Source organism: Phycisphaerales bacterium, from assembly GCA_040217175.1.
Lineage (GTDB): Bacteria > Planctomycetota > Phycisphaerae > Phycisphaerales > UBA1924 > JAHCJI01.
Genome location: JAVJNT010000002.1, coordinates 1190246 through 1208600, shown reverse-complemented (window position 1 = coordinate 1208600; position 18355 = coordinate 1190246). Strand labels below are relative to the sequence as shown.

General features: G+C 68.6%; 13 protein-coding genes. 4 read left to right on the top strand and 9 right to left on the bottom strand.

From position 1 onward, the window contains the following. Positions 1-60: 60 nt before the first annotated feature. Complete coding sequence (gene map, locus RIA68_12350; protein MEQ8318233.1) at positions 61-909, bottom strand: type I methionyl aminopeptidase; 849 nt, start codon at positions 907-909, stop codon at positions 61-63. Positions 910-966: 57 nt separating this feature from the next. On the opposite strand from map, the gene RIA68_12345 reads away from it, so the two are divergent. Next, on the top strand, positions 967-2304 hold the full coding sequence (locus tag RIA68_12345) for a dihydroorotase (protein MEQ8318232.1): 1338 nt from the start codon (positions 967-969) through the stop codon (positions 2302-2304). Here RIA68_12345 and RIA68_12340 read toward each other — a convergent pair whose 3' ends face one another. The 5 genes from RIA68_12340 to RIA68_12320 all read right to left on the bottom strand — a co-directional run bounded on the left by RIA68_12340 (position 2305) and on the right by RIA68_12320 (position 9176). Then, positions 2305-3396 (bottom strand): aldo/keto reductase, encoded by a 1092-nt coding sequence (locus tag RIA68_12340; GenBank protein ID MEQ8318231.1) that lies wholly within the window; start codon positions 3394-3396, stop codon positions 2305-2307. A 34-nt stretch (positions 3397-3430) separates the two neighbouring features. Beyond that, positions 3431-5863 (bottom strand): outer membrane protein assembly factor BamA, encoded by a 2433-nt coding sequence (bamA, locus tag RIA68_12335; protein MEQ8318230.1) that lies wholly within the window; start codon positions 5861-5863, stop codon positions 3431-3433. Between the two features lie 122 nt (positions 5864-5985). Next, complete coding sequence (locus tag RIA68_12330; protein ID MEQ8318229.1) at positions 5986-7173, bottom strand: CPBP family intramembrane glutamic endopeptidase; 1188 nt, start codon at positions 7171-7173, stop codon at positions 5986-5988. A 149-nt stretch (positions 7174-7322) separates the two neighbouring features. Then, positions 7323-7658 (bottom strand): PilZ domain-containing protein, encoded by a 336-nt coding sequence (locus tag RIA68_12325; protein MEQ8318228.1) that lies wholly within the window; start codon positions 7656-7658, stop codon positions 7323-7325. Positions 7659-7796: 138 nt separating this feature from the next. Beyond that, a complete protein-coding gene (locus RIA68_12320; GenBank protein MEQ8318227.1) occupies positions 7797-9176 on the bottom strand; it encodes a glycosyltransferase in 1380 nt (459 codons plus the stop codon). 151 nt (positions 9177-9327) lie between these two features. Between RIA68_12320 and RIA68_12315 the strand changes: the two genes are divergently transcribed. Together RIA68_12315 and RIA68_12310 are read left to right on the top strand one after the other, a co-directional pair. After that, the gene (locus tag RIA68_12315) at positions 9328-10986 is read left to right on the top strand and encodes an adenylyltransferase/cytidyltransferase family protein (GenBank protein MEQ8318226.1); all 1659 of its coding nucleotides are present in this window, start codon (positions 9328-9330) and stop codon (positions 10984-10986) included. After that, on the top strand, positions 10983-12170 hold the full coding sequence (locus RIA68_12310) for a glycosyltransferase (GenBank protein MEQ8318225.1): 1188 nt from the start codon (positions 10983-10985) through the stop codon (positions 12168-12170). The genes RIA68_12315 and RIA68_12310 overlap by 4 nt, the downstream gene beginning before the upstream one ends. On the opposite strand, the gene RIA68_12305 is transcribed toward RIA68_12310, so the two are convergent. After that, positions 12118-12606, bottom strand: a complete 489-nt coding sequence (locus RIA68_12305) for an NUDIX domain-containing protein (protein ID MEQ8318224.1) — start codon at positions 12604-12606, stop codon at positions 12118-12120. The genes RIA68_12310 and RIA68_12305 overlap by 53 nt on opposite strands. Further along, entirely contained in the window at positions 12603-13676 is a 1074-nt protein-coding gene (locus RIA68_12300) for an anthranilate synthase component I family protein (GenBank protein ID MEQ8318223.1), read from the bottom strand. Before RIA68_12300 ends, RIA68_12305 begins: the two co-directional genes overlap by 4 nt. 301 nt (positions 13677-13977) lie before the next feature. Here RIA68_12300 and ppdK point away from each other — a divergent pair, with 301 nt between their 5' ends. Continuing rightward, positions 13978-16719 (top strand): pyruvate, phosphate dikinase, encoded by a 2742-nt coding sequence (gene ppdK, locus RIA68_12295; GenBank protein MEQ8318222.1) that lies wholly within the window; start codon positions 13978-13980, stop codon positions 16717-16719. Positions 16720-16801: 82 nt separating this feature from the next. Here the strand turns inward: ppdK and RIA68_12290 are convergent, their stop codons facing one another. Next, positions 16802-18226 (bottom strand): TlpA disulfide reductase family protein, encoded by a 1425-nt coding sequence (locus RIA68_12290; protein MEQ8318221.1) that lies wholly within the window; start codon positions 18224-18226, stop codon positions 16802-16804. Positions 18227-18355 lie beyond the last annotated feature (129 nt).

The window sequence follows — 18355 nt, the reverse complement described above, 5'->3', positions numbered from 1 at the left end:
CACGTGGGTGTATACCGCCAGGAAGCGGGTAGCGTTGCAGGTTGCCTACTTCGAAACAACTTACTTTGAAACGACGTCGGGCAGTTGCTCGAGCCCGGCCGTGAGGTTCCTGGGGCCGTCCTCGGTGATCAGGACGTCGGCCTCGTAGTGCACGCTCTGGCTTCCGTCGGCGATGTCCAGCGGCCAGGCGTTGCCGTGCTGGGTGATCTTGCCGGTGCCGACGGCGATCATGGGCTCGACGGCCAGCAGCATGCCGGGCGTGAACTGGTGGTGGGCCTCGCGCCATTCCATCGCCGCAACGACGGGCACCGTGTTGGAAATGAACGGCGGCGCGTGCAGCGTGCGGCCGTAGCCGTGGCCGCCCAACCCCCGCACCATGTGGAACTTACATACTTTCTCGACGTGGTGCTGGATGGCCCGGGCCCACTCGATGAGTTCGGCGCCGGGCTGCATGGCCTCGATGCCTAGTCGCAGGGCCTCCTTGCCGCAGTCCATCAGCTTGCGTGTCGTCGCGTCGGGCTCGCCGAAGCTGTAGGTGTACGCGGCGTCGCCGATCCAGCCGTGCTTGCTGACACCGATATCGACCTTGAGGACGTCGCCCTCCTCCAGCGGAGCCTGGTGGCTGCCCGGGTGGCCGTGGACGACGGTTTCGTTCACGCTCAGGCACGCGTGGGCGGGAAAGGGCGGGTGGCGGCCGGCGCGGTAGCCTTTGAAGCAGCTCTTGGCGCCCATGCTGGCGAGGGTCTCGCCCACGAAGCGGTCGATCTCGGCCAGCGTCTGGCCGTGTTGCAGGAAGCCGACGATGGCCTCGTGGGTCTGCACGACGCAACGGGCGGCCTGTGCGGCCAGCTCGATCTGTGCGTCCGTGATGGGCGGCTGGGCGCTCCTGCGCCGCGTCGTGGGTGCCATGGGTGCGTTCCTCGCGGCTAGCCTAGGTCGATTTCACGCACCGACCAAGGAACGACCATGCCCCCAGCCGTATCCCGAGTCCGCATCGACAACGCCACCTGCGTCTTGCCGGGCGGTACTCGCCGGGCGTCGGTGCTGCTGGGCGGTGGACGCATCCTGGACGTCGACCCGGCCCCCAGCGCCCACGCCGACGAGGTCATCGACGCCGGCGGCCTGCACCTGATCCCCGGCGTCATCGACAGCCACGTGCACTTCCGCGAGCCCGGCCTGACGCACAAGGAGAACCTGCACACGGCGACGCTCGCGTGCGCCAAGGGCGGGGTGACGACCTTCATCGAGATGCCCAACACCGTGCCGCCGGCGACGACGCAGGAGGCCATCGACCATAAGTTAGAGCTCGCCGCCGGTCGGTGCATCGTCAACTACGGCTTCTACATCGCCGCCAGCACCGACAACCTCGAAGAACTCAAGAACGCCCAGCGCGTCGCGGGCATCAAGATCTTCATCGGCTCGAGTACGGGCAACCTGTACGTGCACGACCAGGACGCGCTGGAGGCCATCTTCGCTACAACGGCGCTGCCCATCTGCGCCCATTGCGAGGACGAGCCCACCGTGCAGGCCAACGCGGCGAAGCTCGATGGCGGCACCACCGTGCACGATCACTCCAAGATCCGCGACCACGCCGCGGCGAAGATCTGCACGGCCCGCGCCATCGATCTGGCACTTCGTCACGAGCACCGCTTCCACGTGCTGCACGTCTCGACCGCCGACGAGGTGCCGCTGATCGCCGAAACGCGCAAGACCCATCCGGGCATCGTCTCGGGCGAGGCCTGCCCGCACCACCTCTGGTTCACCGTCGACGATTACGACCGCCTGGGCACGCGCATCCAGATGAACCCGGCCGTGAAGACGAAGGCCGACATCGAGGCCCTCTGGAAGGCGCTGCACGACGGCGTGCTCGAGATGGTCGTGACCGACCACGCGCCCCACACGCTCGAGGAGAAGAAGCAGCCCTACCCCAAGAGCCCCAGCGGCATGCCCGCCGTCGAGAACTCGCTCGCCGTGATGCTGACCGCCATGCACGACGGCAGGTGCACGCTCGAGCAGATCGTGCGATGGATGTGCGAAAAACCCGCCGAGACCTGGCGCATCGTGAACAAGGGCTCGATCACCCCGGGCTATGACGCCGACCTGGCGCTTCTCGACCTCGACAAGGCCCACGTGGTCAAGGACGACGAGCAGCTCACCAAGTGCCGCTGGAGCCCCTGGCACGGCCAGACGCTCAAGGGACAGGTCGTCCGCACGATCGTGGGCGGGCGGACGGTGTTCGACCAGGGAAAGATCGACCCGATGCACCGGGGCACGCCCGCGCGGTACGCGTACGAGACCGCGTAACTACCAGCGCTCGTCGTCGTTCTGCGGGGCCATCTTGGGTGTCTCGCTCTCGACGCCGTTGACGGTCGTGCCGCCCTGGATGGCGTTTTGGATGCCCGCCAGGAACGAGTGGGGGAAGATGGGGTCGGGCTCGCTCAGCTCATCGAGCCGCCTGGTCTCGTCGCCCGAGAGCTCCAGGTCGATGGCGGCCATGTTGTCCTTGAGTTGATCGAGCTTCCGCGCGCCGATGATGGTGGAGGCCACGCCGTCGCGATCCTGCACCCACTTGAAGGCGACCTGCGCCGCGCTGACGTCGTGCGCGTCGCCGATCTCGATCAGCGCGTCGATGATCTTGAACGTCCGCTCGCTCAGGTGCTTGCTGTCCTTGTCGTAGCGGCCCTCGCCCTCCTTGGGCGTATTCTCCCGCGTGTACTTGCCGCTGAGGATGCCGCCCTTGATCGGGCTCCAGGGCGTGACGCCCAGGCCCATCTCGCGTGCCATCGGCATCAGATCATGCTCGACCGTGCGCTCCAGCAGCGAGTACTCGATCTGCAATGCAATCAGCGGATTCCAGCCGCGGAAGATGGCCTCGTACTGGGCCTGCACGACGCGCCATGCGGGCGTGTCGCTGAAGCCGATGTAGCGGACCTTGCCCGACCTGACCAGGTCATCGAGCGCCCGCATCGTCTCGTCGAGGGGCGTGTGCTTGTCGTGGAAGTGCATCCAGTACAGGTCGATGTAGTCGGTCTTGAGCCGGCGGAGGCTCTGCTCGCAGCTCTCGTAGATGGTCTTGCGCGACGCCCCGCCACCGTTTGGGTCGCCCGGGTACATGTTGCCCAGGAACTTGGTGGCGATGACCACGCGATCGCGGTTGCCCTTGCCCGGCCCGCTGTCGAAGTAGTCGCCGATGACGACCTCGCTGTGGCCCTTGGTGTACATGTTGGCGGTATCGAGGAAGTTGCCCCCGGCGTCGAGGAACGTCCGGATGACCTCGTTGGACGTCTCGACGTCGCTGCCCCAGCCCCACTCCTTGCCGAAGGTCATGGTGCCCAGGCAGAAGGGGCTGACGCGGAGTCCGCTTCGGCCGAGGGTGATGTAGTCGGTCAGTGGCATGCAGGTCTCCCGCTTCGCAAATTTGGCAATGGCCCTAAAACGGCACCTCAACGGTAAAGTTGAAGATCCGCGTGTCGTCCGTTGGTTCCTTGACGATGGGGAAACCAAAGTCGAACGCCAGCGGCACCGGGGTCAGCGCGGGAACGGTCAGCCGCAGGCCCGTACCCACCGACACCCGCCAGTTGTCGAATCCCGGCCTGTTGGTCACGGTGCCCATGTCGGTGAAAAAGACCAGGCGAAAGTTGTCGTTGAAGATCGGCTGCTGGATCTCGGCGCCCACGAAGAACTCCCACGTGCCGCCGACCTGGTCGTCGCCCAGCATGCCCGTGTCGTTGCGGATGCCGACCGGGCCGATGCCGCGGACGCCGAAGCCGCGAAAGTTCGAACCGCCCGAGTTGAGCCGCTCGAACACGGGTACGTCGCTCGGCGAGTCCGGGATGTAGCCGATTCGGGACGAGAAGTTGGCGACCGTCGCGCGGCCCAGGAAGTCCTCTTGGAGGGGGACGTACACGATGCCGCTGGCCCGCAGCCGCGTGAAGTCCCAGTCGTCGGTCAGCAGGCCCGCCTGCTCGATGCTCGTGCGTAAGGCCGACCCGCGCGTGGGCAGGAACGGACGATCGAAGCTCGATCGCGAGAACGTCAGGCCCAGCACGTCCAGCAGGCTCTCGCCCTCGCTGTCGAAGAGGTCGACCGGGCGGTCGGGCTCGATGTCGCGCACGCGCACCTGCTCGAACCGCGTCGAGAGGCCGGCACGCCACCGCGTGCCGAACGCGCGCCCGAGCGACAGCGTGCCGCCCAGGCGCGCCTCGTCGAAGTCGTCGAACTCGAACGAGCGGTAGTACGCGGAAGTGTCCAGGCTGTAGTCGCCCTCGAACAGCCGTGGCTCGCCGAAGGCCACCTGGTATCGCTCGCTGATGTTGCCCGGCTCGACGCTGATCGAGGCGCGCTGCCCGCCGCCGCGGAACGCCCGCCGGCCGATGAACTCGTCGAAGCTCTCGGGCCAGTCGGCGATGTCGAAGTTGCCCTCGCTGATCGAGATCTGCCCGATGAGGCCCGAGTCGCTGCTGACGGCCGCCCCGATCTGGAAGTTGGCCGTCCGCGCCTCCTGGAGGCTGATCAGGACGTCCCGGTGGTTGCTCGGCCCGGCGGGATCCTGCAAGACCACCTGCACGTCGGGCCGGCCGATGGGGCCGAAGAACTGCGATCGCTGGAGGTTCTGCTGCGTGCGCAGGCCCGCCGAATCTTCGACCAGCACGCGCTCGTGGATGTCCGCGGGCGTATCGGGTTCGAGCTCGATGAACCGCATCACGACGCGCAGCTGCGTGATGGAGTTGCCGATGACGTTGATCAGGCCCACCTTGCTGGCCGGGCCCTGGCTGATGCGGACACGCAGGTCGACCAGGTTGTCCTCGGCGTCGGTCAGATCCTCGGTCTGGACGACGGACGTCGTGTAGCCCATCCGCGTCAGGGCGGCATAGACGTCCTCGACGCCCCGGCGGATGAGCGAAGCGTTGTAGACGTCGCCGGTCTTGATCGACATGAGCCCGCGGACCTGCTCGGGGCTCAGGCGCGGCACGAAGTCTTCGTCGAACTGTTCGTCGACGTACTCGACGATCACGTCACGCACGGTGTATCGCTCGCCCTCGGCCACGTGGTACACCACGATGACCTCACGGTTGTTCGGCGAGTCGATGCGCTGCCAGCCGGCACGCACGTCGATGTAGCCGCGATCGCGGTAGAACCGGATGAGCGACTGGACGTCTTCTTCGGCCTGAGCCTCGTCGAAGCGACCCCTGCTCAGCACGGGCGCATACGTCTCGAGATCGACCTGCGAGCGGAGCTGCCGGTTGCTGAAGACCTCGTTGCCCTCGAAGCGCACGCCCGTCACGCGCAGGCGGCTGCCCTCGCGCACGCGGAGGAAGAGCTGGCCCGTTTCGTCGACCTCCGAGAGGTCGGGCGTCACTTGGGCTTCGGTGTATCCCTCGATGGCATACGCACGCTCGATGTCGCGCGCCACGTTCTGGATCAGCACAGGGTCGACCGGGTTGAGCACCAGCACCTCGGTCAGGGCCGAGATCTTCTGGTCGCTGAGCGCCCGATTGCCGACGGGTTGCACGACGTAGATCAGTGGCTGTGGATCGAGCGTGAACACCACGACCACCGAGCCGTCGTCCTGTGGAACCGCCTCGACGACGATCCGCCGAAAACGCCCCAGCCGGTCGAGCGTCCGCCGATCGCGCAAGAGCATCTGCGGGTCGAGGGCCGAGCCCGGAGCCGTGCGGATCTGCTGGCTGGCCATGGTCTCGAGGGTGGGGTCGAGCGGCGCGAAGGCGCCCGTCTCGGTCGGCCGGCGGAGCACCACCGCCGCCACCCGGCGGTCGGCAAACTGGGCCAGCGGGCCGGTGACCTGCTCGAGCGGCTCCTGGTCGGCCGTTGGGGCCTGGGCGTGCGCAGCGCCGGCGGCCACGAGCAGCGCCGCGGCAGCGGCGAGGCGAGTGCATCGCCCGCGATGGATTCCCCGACTCGTGTGCGGCCTTGCCAAAGCCCCGGACAGTACAGCGGTTGGCGGCCGCAAACAAATCCACCGGCCTAGGGCTGGCCTCCCGGGCGGCCCGACGGCGGCGGCGCGGTCGCGGGGTCCTGGAACTCGCCGTGCGGGCCTGGCTGCTGGCCCGGTTGCTGGCTCGGCTGCTGGCCCGGCTGCAGACCATCCTCGGTCTGGGTGATGGGCACGCCCTGCTCGTCGTACTGCGTGGGCGGGGGCGTGGGGTCGGCCATCCACAGCACGAGCGCGATGTTGATGGCGTTGAAGCCCGCGTGCATCGCGATGGGCACGCCCAGGCCCTTGAACCGCTCGTAGGCCACGCCGATGGCCAGCCCAAGCACGAACAACGCCGGCACCGCGTGCCACGGCACGGCATCGCCCGACGTGTGCACCAGGGCGAACACGGCGCTGGTGATGATCACGGCCAGCCACGTCGAGCCCAGCATCCGCAGCAGCGCGGTCTGCACGAAGGCCCGGAAGATCAGCTCCTCGATGATCGCCGCCCCCAGGATGGCCGTGAAGATGATCACCCACGTCCACGGGTCCTGCGAGTTCTGGCGGATCATCTCGAGCGTGGCGTGGGCGATGGTGCTCTGCTCCTCGCCCGTGGCGTAGGTGAACGCCATCCGCGAGAGCTCGCCCGCCGCCGCGACCACCGGGAAGGCGATGACCACGGCCAAGAGCCCGAGCGGGATGTCGCCCGCACCGAATCGCATGCCCTCGTCGTGCTCGCGCTTGTTCAGCAGGAAGACCATCACGCCGCCCGCGAAGGCGCCGAAGATGACCGAGCCAAGCTGCGTCAGGGCCGCGTCTCGCGTCTCGCTCTCGCTCAACGGCTGGACCGGGCCGCCCTTGGCCGCCAGCCACTCCCACACGCCCGAGATCTGGCCGAAGGCCTGGGCCCCGAAGATCTGGGCGGAGACGACGACGAACGCGCCGAAGAGCCACACGGGCCACTGGTAGGCCACGACGTCGCGCTTGCCCGCCCGCTGGAACGAGCCGGGGCGGATGAAGTCGGCCAGGAACAGGATGACCAATACCAGCGGGGCCGCCACGCGGATGATGATCGCAAGCCAGTCGCTCGTCGTCAGCGCCTTGACGCCCTCGCCGAGGGGCGGGGCGCTCTGGACCTGGCCGAAGCTCGCGTCGGCGGCCAGCAGGCATGCCACACCGCATGCCGCCAGCCCGAGCCGGGGCGAGATCGCCCATCTCCTGGAGTTGTTCAGAGCCACGTCGCTCAAGGCCACCGGCCCTCCGCCGCGCGCGGCCGCCGCGCACCCGTCACGCCATCGGACATCGCAGCCCGGCGTGGAAAAAGATTGTTGGCTGCTCGCAAAACCGCTGATCAACGCGTCGGGTTTTGCCCACCGGCATGGATCGCTTAGGCCGCAACGGCGGCCATGGCGCCCTCGTGCGCGAACGCCAGGCCGATCCGCTGCGATCCGTCTTCGTCGACTTCCACGTGGGCGATCCGCGCCTCGATCACGTCGTCGCCGTCGATGACCGCCTGGCTGCCATCGCCGATGATGACGTCCAGCGGCTCGCCGACCATGAGCGGCCGGTCGCTCTTGACCTCGATCAAGAGCCCGCCAAGCGAGACGTCCAACGCTCGTACCGGCAGGTACCGCAGGGCGCGGCGGACGAACACCTTGCCCGCCCGGTTGACGCTCGTGCGGCGAAATCGACGGCGATCGAGGCTATCTGCGTGCGTGTCCATGCGAAGCGTCCCCAATCTGCGGGGCGGTCCATGCCCTCGCATCCGTCAATATCGTCAGGAGCGGTGAAATCCGACAACTTCCGACTGCATCCGACAGGCTTGGGCAGAAACGCGCAGGTCCTGCAGCCCGATAACGCTTCAGGCCGCCGGATTCCGGCTCGCCCGTCGCCGCAGATCCTCAACGGCCGCGATGATCGCGGAAAGGCACGCCTCGCGATGAGCGTCGTTGCCGCTCAGGGAGTCGGCGATCGCCTTCGACCACGCGGCCGCGGTGTCGGTGGGGTCGAGTTCGGCTAGCCCGGCCCCGGCGAGGATGAGTGCCGCGCTGACCGACGAGCCGTCGCGCTCGGCGATGTCCAGCGCCGCGGCATGGGCCTCGGCCATGGCCTTGGCCACGACCGGGCTGGAGTGGTCTGAATAGGCCTTCTCGCGGCCGGCAGCGCCCAGCGCGTCGCGCCAGGGGGCGTCCATGAGCAGTCCGCCGACGGCCCGGGCGATCGCCTCGGACTCGGGGGGCATCCGTAGGCCCGACACGCCGTGGACCACCTGCAGCGCGCACAAGGGGTCGACCGCAAGCACGACAGCGGTGCCCACCGAGAGCGCCTCGAACACCGCAGGCGGGTTGGTCTCGCTCGTCGCGGCATACACCATCAGGGCGCACGTGCGCAGCGAGTGGGCGGCCTGCTCGGCCGTCGGGCTCGGGATGATCTCGAGCGGCACGCCGAGCTCTTCGGCCTGCTTCTCGAGTGCCGGGGCCTCGGGGCCGTCCAAGAGGATCTTCAGCGTCGCGTCGGGCCAGTCCGTCTTGCGCAAGAAGGCGATGGCGTCGACGATGACGTTCAGCCGGGCGCGCTTGGTCGCCGGGCCGAATGCCAGGATCGTGCTCTTGTCGCGCTGCTCGGCCCGAACGCAGCAGGTGTCACCCAGCACGGGCATGGGCACGGTGCGCACGCGCTCGGCCGACAAATTGAACCGCCACACCAGGTCGTCGGCCACCGGCCCGCAGCCGGCGAGCACGACGTGCGCCGACGTACATGCGAGCTGCTCGCGATACGCTGCTTCGAGCGCGGCCCGGGACGTCGAACCGAACTCACAGATCGACTGGCGGCTCCACAGGTCGGCGCCCTCGGCCAGCAGCGCCGCCTTGATGCCCGCCTCGTGCAACGTCGAAACCACGGCCAGGGCCGTGGGCGCCGACATGAGACCGACCGCCTGCACGACGGCAGAAGTACAGCCCTCGAGCAGCTCGGCCACCGTGCCGGCGGCGCGGTCCTGGTGCTCGTGGGCGAGCGTGCCGCGGTCGTCGCACACGCAGGTCGCGTTGAGGCTCTTGGCGAGCTCGGCGGCCTTGACGGCCTCATCTCCGCGGTCGTGGGTCACCAGGATCAGCCGACCGTGGCGACGCCCGATGTCGGTCCACAATGCGCGGTGTCGCTCGAACGCCCCGCTCCGGTCGAGCTGGACGAGCGTCGAGCCCTCATCGAAGACCAGCACCAACGCGTCCGAGATCTGCTCCATGGCGTCTAGCTCCTGCTTTTCTGGGCCTGGAATCGGTGGAGCTTCCCACGTCGGCGGGGGTCGTCTCTCGAGAAGTCGTCAGGACAGTGTCGGCCCGAACAACCCGCATCTTCACTTCATTTCGACCATCGGCAGAGCCGATAAGCAGGGCGTGACCGCGGCCCCGCACCATCCGGCCATCCGCACGCTCGCCGACCTGCTGGCGTGGCGCGATCGCCTCCGAGCGACGGGCCAGCGGCTGGTCCAGTGCCACGGCTGCTTCGACATCGTGCATCCCGGCCACGTCCGCCACCTGCGGTGGGCGAGGGCGCAGGGCGACGCCTTGCTGGTCACCATCACCGCCGACCAGGGCGTGAACAAGGGCGTCGGTCGGCCGCTGATTCCCCACGACCTTCGGGCCGAGAACCTCGCGAGCCTCGACATGGTCGACGCCGTCCACATCGTCGAAGACGCGACGGCCGAGGGCATCCTGCGTGCGGTGAGGCCCGACGTCTACGTCAAGGGCCGCGAGTACGAGTCCAATGACGACCCGCGGTTCGCGGCCGAACGCGCGGCGGTCGAGGCCAGCGGCGGACGCGTCGTCTTCTCGTCGGGCGACATCGTGTTCAGCTCCTCGGCTCTCATCGCCGCGCTCGAGGATGGCCGCGACACCGGCGTTGACGCGCCCAGTGGTGCGTTGGCTCAGCTCCTGCGACAGCCGGGCATGGAGCGCGAGCGACTCCTGGCCGCGCTCGAGGCCGCACGGCAACGACGCGTGCTCGTTGTTGGCGAAGCGGTCGAAGAGGTCTACCGCGTGTGCCAGGCGCCGCAGATGGCCTCCCGCGAGCCGGTCATGGCGCTCCGGCCGGCCGGCGAGCGCAGGTTCGAGGCCGGGGCGGCGGGCGTGGCGCTCCAGTTCGCTGCGATGGGCCTCGAGCCCGTCTTGCTTACGGCGCCTCCCGCGGGCGATTCGGGACGGCGGCTCACGCAACGGCTGGATGCGGCAGGCGTCGAGCTCGTGCCACTCCCTGCCACGCCCGAGCCGCTGGTCGTGGAGCACTTCGTTGCCGGCACACAAAAGCTGATGACCGTCGACCACGCACGACCCATCGCCGCCGACACGAGACTGCGCGGCGCGTTGCTGGCCGAGCTCGCTGAGCGCGTCGCATCGGTTGATGCCGTGTGCATCGCCGACCAGGGCCTGGGCATGCTGGCCGGCTCCGTCGGGCGGGCCGCGGGCGAGTTGCTGCGCGACCAAGCGTGCACGGTGACGGCCGGCGCCCAGGAACGCGGCGCCAGCCCGCTGGCCATCCGCCACGCCGACCTCTTGATGGTCGCCGAGCCTGACCTGCGGCGTGCCGTCGCCAACCCGTCGGGCAGCCTGACCTCTTCGGCGTGGTCGGCCATGGACGCCGCCCAGGTGCGTGCACTGATCGTCGGCCTCGGGGCCGAGGGGCTGCTTGCCTTCGATCGCCTCGCGGTCCCCATCGACTCGGGAGACGGCTGGCCGACCCGCGTGCGAGCCCAGCCGGTGCCAAGCCTGGCGCCGCTCCCGCTCGACCCGGGCGGCGCCGATGCCGCGGCGCTGGCCGCCGCCACTGCGGGACTCCTCGGTGCTGGCACGAGCGATGCGCCGGAGTCGAACCAACTCGCCGTCGCCGCACTGTTTGCCGCCGTTGCCGAGGCCGACGCCCTCGCGCGGCAGGGCGTTGCCACCGTCACGCACCGCGCAATGCACGACGCCATCGACCGCCTGACCGCGGCCCACCTCGTTTATCGAGCCGACGCCCACGCGGCAACGATGAACGCTGCGGCGAGGGCGGCGTCATGACCGCCGTCTCCTACGTCACGTGCACGCGCAACCGGCCGGCCGAACTGGCCGCCACGCTGCGCACGCTCGATGCGTTGCACCGCCATGCGTCGAGCCCCGTCGAGGTCGTCATCGCCGACAATGCATCGGACGTGCCGGTGCGCGACACGCTGCCGGAGACGTCTCTCCCGGTGCGTGTGGTCCGGCTCGACCGCAACATGGCCGCCTCGGCGCGCAACCACGCGGCGGCGCAGGCCGAGCACGACTGGCTCATCATGCTCGACGACGACAGCGCGCCGCTGGACCTGGGCCACCTGCACGTCCTCGAACGGACCGCCGACGACGTGGCCGCCGTGATGGCCGACATCACCCTGCCCGATGGCTCGCGCGAGCGCGGCGGGCTGCCCGAGGTGCTCGTGGGCTGCGGCGCGGCCGTGCGCCGGCAGGCGTACCTCGACGCGGGCGGCTACGACGAGGGCTTCTTTTTCGCCGCCGAGGAGCCGGACTTGTGTGCCCGCCTGATCGACGCGGGCTGGCGGCTGGTGTTCAGCCCGTGGTTCCGCGTGCTGCACCACAAGACCTCGACCAATCGCGACCTGAACCGCATGATCCGGCTGTTGACGCGCAACCAGGGCGTCATCATCGAACGCACGACGCCCGCACGCGACCGTGCGTTCCTGCGGCGAGACCACGTCCGGCGGTGCGCCTGGATCGCCGACAAGGAGAACGCCGTCGAGGGCTTCAGGCAGGGCCTCGCCGAGCTGCGCACCATCCGCCACACGCTCGAGCGCCGGCCGATGAGCGAGCACCACTTCGAACGCTTCGTCGGGCTCTACCACGCGCGAGAGGCCGTCGATCAGGCCCTCGCGACCGATCGCTTCGAGACCGCGCGGCTCGTACACGAGGGCAAGCACGCCTGGGCCGTTCGCCGGGCGATCACCGAGGCGGGCGTCGAGATCGTCGACGAGACAAGAGACGCCGAACGCCTGGTCATCGGCACGCTCTCGCCCGGCCCGATGCTCGACGCGCTCGCCGAGATGCATGGTCGCGGGCTCGGGGCCCGGACGCTCGCGCCGTGGGTCGAAGCGCCACGCATCCTGGGGATCGAGGCCGACGCGTTTCCGCTCATGCCGGGCCTCGAGCCCGCGGCGGTCACGCCTCGGGACGCAGCCGCAACGCCCGCTCGAGCCCGGATCCGCGCGTAGCGATCAATCGCTCGGCCTCGGCGCACGCGCGCCACTGGCCGGGCCACAAGAACTCATGCTCGACGCGCGACGCCGGCACCCACCGGTGCGCATCGTGCGCGTCCTCGTTCGAGATGTCCGGCTCCCACGCGCTCTCGACCAGTACCGCGAACCGTGGCGAGAGCACCACGGCATCGAGCGCCGCGACGAAGTAGGGGTGCACCTCTTCGAGCTGCCAAAAGCTGAGCCACGCATCGTCGCCTGGCCGAAGCCCGACCTCTTCGGCCAGCTCGCGCACGACCGTGGTCACCGCGGTCTCATGCGCCTCGACGTGTCCCATCACCGGCTGCCACGTGCCGGCCATCGGCTGGGCAACTCGGCGGAGCTGGAGGAACTCGACCGACTCGCGCTCGCGCAGCACGTACGCATCGACAAGGTCGGCCAGGATCTGGCTCACGAGGCGTCGTCCTCGATGATGGCGCCGATGGCCCGGAGCGGGCCGGCCTTGGCGAGCGTCTCCGCCCACTCCGCGGCCGGGTTGCTCTGGGCCACGATGCCGGCGCCCACCGAGTATCGCAGTTCGTTGCCCACCACCACCGCCGTGCGGATGCCCACGGCCAGCTCGGCGTTGCCGTGCTCATCGATGACGCCGATGGCGCCGCAGTATGGCCCACGCGGCGTGGGCTCCATCTCGTGGATCACCTGCATCGCGCGCACTTTCGGGGCGCCGGTGATGGAGCCGGCCGGCAGGATGGCGCGCAAGACGTCGTCGAGCGTGACGCCGTCGCGCAAGCGACCGGTGACACGCGCACTCGCCTGCCAGACGCCGCCATCGATCGGTCCATGTCGGACGAGCATGCGCGACTCGTCGACGCGCACTGAGCCGACGTCGCTGACGCGGCCGAGGTCGTTGCGCATGAGGTCGACGATCATCGCCAGCTCGGCCTTGTCCTTCTCGGCATGTTTCAGATCGACGAGACCCGCGTCGGTTGCGGGTCGCGTGCCCTTCATGGGCTCGGTCGTCAGCGTGCGCGTCGCGGCGTCGTAGCGCACCAGCAACTCGGGGCTGAGGCTCAGGATCGCCCGCCGGCGACCATTGGCGAGCGGAGGCAGCTCCAGGTAGCAGCCCATGGCCGGCGACGCGAGCCGTGCGAGATCGGCGAAGAGCGCCCGCGTCGAGCCCTCGAAGCGGCCGACCAGCGCGTGCGTCAGGTTGACCTGGTAGACGTCGCCGGCGTGGATGAGCTCGACGGCGCGGGCGACGGCGTGTTCGTAGCCGTGCCTTCCCCACGCACTCCTCAGCGGACCCAACCGATACGAGCTTCGCGGCCCATCGGCAGCAAGCGACGCGCCGCCACCGATCGAGGTCCATCCGCCGAATCCCCATGCGGCGTCGGGGTGCGCCCCCGCGCCAGGCAAGCCGGGGCGCGCGGCTGTGCTGGTGGGCTCGAGCGTGTGGCCGATCTCGTAGGCAACGCAGCCGACGAAGGCGCCGTCGCCGCGGGGCGTCAACGCGTCCGGTTGCACGTCCTGCCAGCCGCAAGCAGGGTGAATGCTGGCCCGATCGCCCCGGACGATGGCGGCTATCGGACGTTCATCGTCGAACCTCGCGAGGGCGTCGAACGGGCACGCCGGAGCTGCCTGCGCAGGGATGGATTCGGATGGTGCGCTCGTCAAAGGCGAATAGGTCCTCTAAGATCCAACTCCGAGCGATCGAAAACCTGCCGCCCGGCTTTCCAGCGGCAAACCTTCACGCTAGGCAGGCCCGCATCGTGCGATGGGGCCTGGCGAGTATCCAACCAAAAGCCGAGTATAGGACGCGATGCCGATGGCACCACCCGCAAAGACCTCCAAGCGTCACGCCGCCAAGACCACCAAGAAGGCCCCCATGGTCAAGAAGACCAGGCCCAACGTCGGCGGCCGGCCGCGAGACGCCAAGATGGTGTACTACTTCGGCAAGACCAAGGCCGAAGCGACCAGCGACATGAAGACGCTCGTCGGCGGCAAGGGCGCCAACCTCTCGGAGATGACCTCCATCGGCCTGCCCGTGCCCCCGGGCTTCACCATCACCACCGAGACCTGCGCCAAGTACTACGAGGGCGGCAAGCGTCTGCCCCACGGCCTCATGAACGAGGTCCACCAGAACATGTCGCTGGTGGCCAAGGAGATGGGCCGCGAGTTCGGCAGCAAGGACAACCCGCTCTTGGTCTCCGTCCGCTCGGGCGCCGCCGTCAGCATGCCGGGCATGATGGACACCATCCTAAACCTGGGCCTGAACGACGAGGCCGTCGAGGGCCTGGCCAACGTCACCGGCAACCGCCGCTTCGCGTACGACGCATACCGCCGGCTGATCAACATGTTCGGTGACGTCGTGATGGGCGTCGGGCACGAGGTCTTCGAGCGAGCGTTCGACAAGATCAAGATCAAGTACGAGGCGCGCACCGACAACGACGTGCCCGAGAAGGGCATCGTCGAACTGGCCGAGGCGTACAAGACCGTGTACCGCAAGGCCGTGGGCGACGAGTTCCCCCAGAACCCGAGCAAGCAGCTCGAGCTGGCCATCGAGGCCGTGTTCAAGAGCTGGAACGCCGACCGCGCGATCAGCTACCGCCGCCTGAGCGGCATCACGGGCCTCACCGGTACGGCCGTCAACATCCAGGCGATGGTCTACGGCAACATGGGCGAGGACTCGGGCACGGGCGTGGCCTTCACGCGCAACCCCAGCACCGGCGAGAACAAGTTTTACGGCGAGTTCCTCATCAACGCCCAGGGCGAGGACGTGGTCGCGGGCATCCGCACGCCCCAGCCCGTCGAGGAAATGCCCAAGTGGAACAGCAAGGTCCACGACCAGTTGCTGAAGATCAAGGGCACGCTCGAAGAGCACTACAAGGACATGCAGGACATCGAGTTCACCATCGAGGGTGGCAAGCTCTTCATGCTCCAGACGCGCACGGGCAAGCGCACGGGCGCCGCGGCCGTCCGCATCGCGTGCGACATGGTCCGCGAGCGACTGATCACCGAGGAAGAGGCGATCCTGCGCATCCCCGCGGCCGACCTCATCCAGATGCTCCTTCCCAGCTTCGACGAGGGGGCCAAGCCCAAGGGCTCCGTGCTCACGCGAGGCCTGCCGGCCTCGCCCGGCGCGGCCGTCGGGAAGCCGGCGTTCACGGCCGAGGAAGCCGTGGAGCGGTCGCACGACGAGGACGTCATCCTGGTCCGCAAGGAGACCAGCCCCGAGGACGTCGACGGCATGCACTCGGCGGTTGGCATCCTGACCAGCACCGGCGGCATGACCAGCCACGCGGCGGTCGTTGCCCGCGGCTGGGGCAAGTGCTGCGTGGCCGGCGCGGGCGACGTGCACATCGACGCCAAGAAGGGCACCTTCACCGTCGGCAACAAGACCTTCAAGCGCACCGACACGATTTCCATCGACGGCACCACCGGCGAGATCATGAGCGGCGCCATCCCGACCGTCGAGCCCAAGCTCAGCGGCGACTTCGCCAAGATCATGCGCTGGGCCGATAAGCACCGCACGCTGCTGGTGCGCACCAACGCCGACACGCCCGAGGACTCCCGCCGCGCCCGAGACTTCGGCGCCCAGGGCATCGGGCTGTGCCGCACCGAGCACATGTTCTTCGAGGGCGAGCGCATCATGGCGATGCGCGAGATGATCCTGGCCGAGCACAAGGAAGACCGCGAGCGAGCGCTGGCCAAGCTGCTGCCCTTCCAGCGCGACGACTTCATCGGCATCTTCACCGCCATGAAGGGCCTGCCCGTCACCATCCGCCTGCTGGATCCGCCGCTGCACGAGTTCCTGCCGCACGAGCCGGCGACGATCAAGGAGGTCGCCAAGACCCTGGGCGTGCCGGCCAAGAAGGTCGAGCAGCGCGTCGCGCAGCTCCACGAGAGCAACCCCATGCTGGGCCACCGCGGCTGCCGCCTGGCGGTGACCTATCCCGAGATCCTGGTGATGCAGGTGCGGGCGATCGTCGAGGCGATGATCAACTGCCAGCACAACAAGATCAAGGCGATGCCCGAGATCATGATCCCGCTCGTGGGCGTGGCCAAGGAGCTGGGCGTGCTGCGCAAGCTCGTCGAGCAGACCATCCACGACGTCCGCGCCGAGAACGACATCAAGAGCGCGCTCAACATCAAGATCGGCACGATGATCGAGGTGCCCCGCGCCGCCATTACCGCCGACAAGATCGCCGAGCACGCCGACTTCTTCAGCTTCGGCACCAACGACCTCACGCAGATGACCTTCGGCTACTCGCGTGACGACTCGGCGACCTTCCTGCCCGAGTACGTGGGCCAGGAGATCTTGCCCGCCGATCCCTTCCAGCAGCTCGACCCCGAGGGCGTGGGCGAGCTCGTCAAGATGGCCATCGAGAAGGGCCGCGACGCCAACGATCAGATCAAGATCGGCGTGTGCGGCGAGCACGGCGGCGACCCGACCAGCGTGCACTTCTGCCACGCCGCGGGCCTCGACTACGTGAGCTGCTCGCCCTTCCGCGTGCCCATCGCACGCCTGGCCGCCGCCCAGGCCGCCCTGATGCACGGCAAGAAGTAAGCCGTCGAAGCTGCCCAAACAAGAACGCCCGCGACCTTCCCGGCCGCGGGCGTTTTCGCTTGTAGATCAGATGGAGTCCTGCTTACTGGGGCTTGTTCCCACCAGGCCGGTTCCCACCGGACTGATTGCCGCCGGACTGATTACCGCCCGACTGGTTCCCACCTTCCTCGGTGGTCTGGTTGCCGTTGCCCTGGTTGACTTCCGACTGGTTGCCGCCCATCTGCGTGGTCGTCACCGAGCCGGCGTCGAACCCGCCGTCGAGCGCCTTCTGCACCGCCTCGGCGATGCTGCTCTTGAAGGTCTCTTCGTTGTACTCGGACATGGTGAACACGAGCTTGCCGTCCTTGGTGATGACGAACACCGTCGGGAAGCTGCTCACGGCATACTCGAGGGCGACCTCGTCGGCACCGGTCACCAGCGGGTAGGTCGCGTTGCTCGCGCGCCACGCATCGATGCCCGCCTTCACACGCCCTCGCTCGCGCCAGGTCATGCTCAGGACCTCGACCGGCTCGTCCTTGAACTGCTCGGCCAGCGCCTGGACGTCGCTGCGCGAGTCCTTCGACGTGCTCGACCAGCCCGTCCAGAAGTCGAGGATCACGACGTTGCCCGCCAGGCTCTCGAGGCTGACCTCGTCGCCCTTGCCCGGCCCCTCAGCGATGGTCACCGTGAAGGGCTTGGCCGACGGGTAGCTCGGGACCACGCTGGGCGCGCCAACGTCGCGGGCGCTGCGGCGCACGGTGGTGTTCTTGGCGTAGCCCTCGGGCGTGGGCATCACGAAGATGTCTTCGGGCAGCTCATCGTCGACCGCGATGTTCGTGATCGTGTACGTCTGCATGTTGTCGGTGCCCAGGCGCGTGTGCTTGCGGCGGGGCAGGTCGGTCTCTTGGCTGATCGACCACCGAACGACCTGTCGCTGATCGCCGTACGCGACTTCGACCACGTCGCACACGTCGCCCTCGACGGTGTCGCCGCCGATCTCGAGCGTCAGCGTCACCTCGGGCAACGTCAGCTCGCGCTCGAACGGTGTGTCGTCGGCAAACTCGCCGATCCAGCCCGTCTGCGCCACCGTGATGCTGCGGTGGCGGGCGGCCCGGTGGAACCGCTCGAACACGGTTCGCAGGTCGTGGGCGATGTAGGTGACGTTTGGCCCCTCACGGACCACGTCGAACTCGACCGTTTCGGTCTCGCCCGTCGCCGGGTTGCGAACGGACGTCGAGCCCTGGCGGCGGTGGTTCCAGCCGGCCGACTCGCCCTCGCCCACCTTCTGCATCCAGACGATGGCGTTGAGCTCTTCGATCATGCCCAGCAGCGGGCCCTCGCTGTCGACGCTGCCGACGTACTGCAGCGTTTCGAGGTTGCGGATGGCCTCGCGCGACTCCTCGAGCCGCTGCCGGGCGACCTCGCCCTGCTGGGCCATCGCCGGCGAGACGATGCCGACCGACGCCGCGATGCCGACGCCCACCACCCAGCGGCTTGCCGGGACAAACTGACCTGTCAGACCGAGCATCCTCGTGCCTCCTTCGAATCTGTTCAAGAAACCGGCCTCGCGCCCGGGCCCTCCCCTCTCGGAGCCCCGTCGGGCGGGCCGTCCCACCGGCTCAAAGCGATGCGCCAGCCCGGCACATCCCGCCAACCG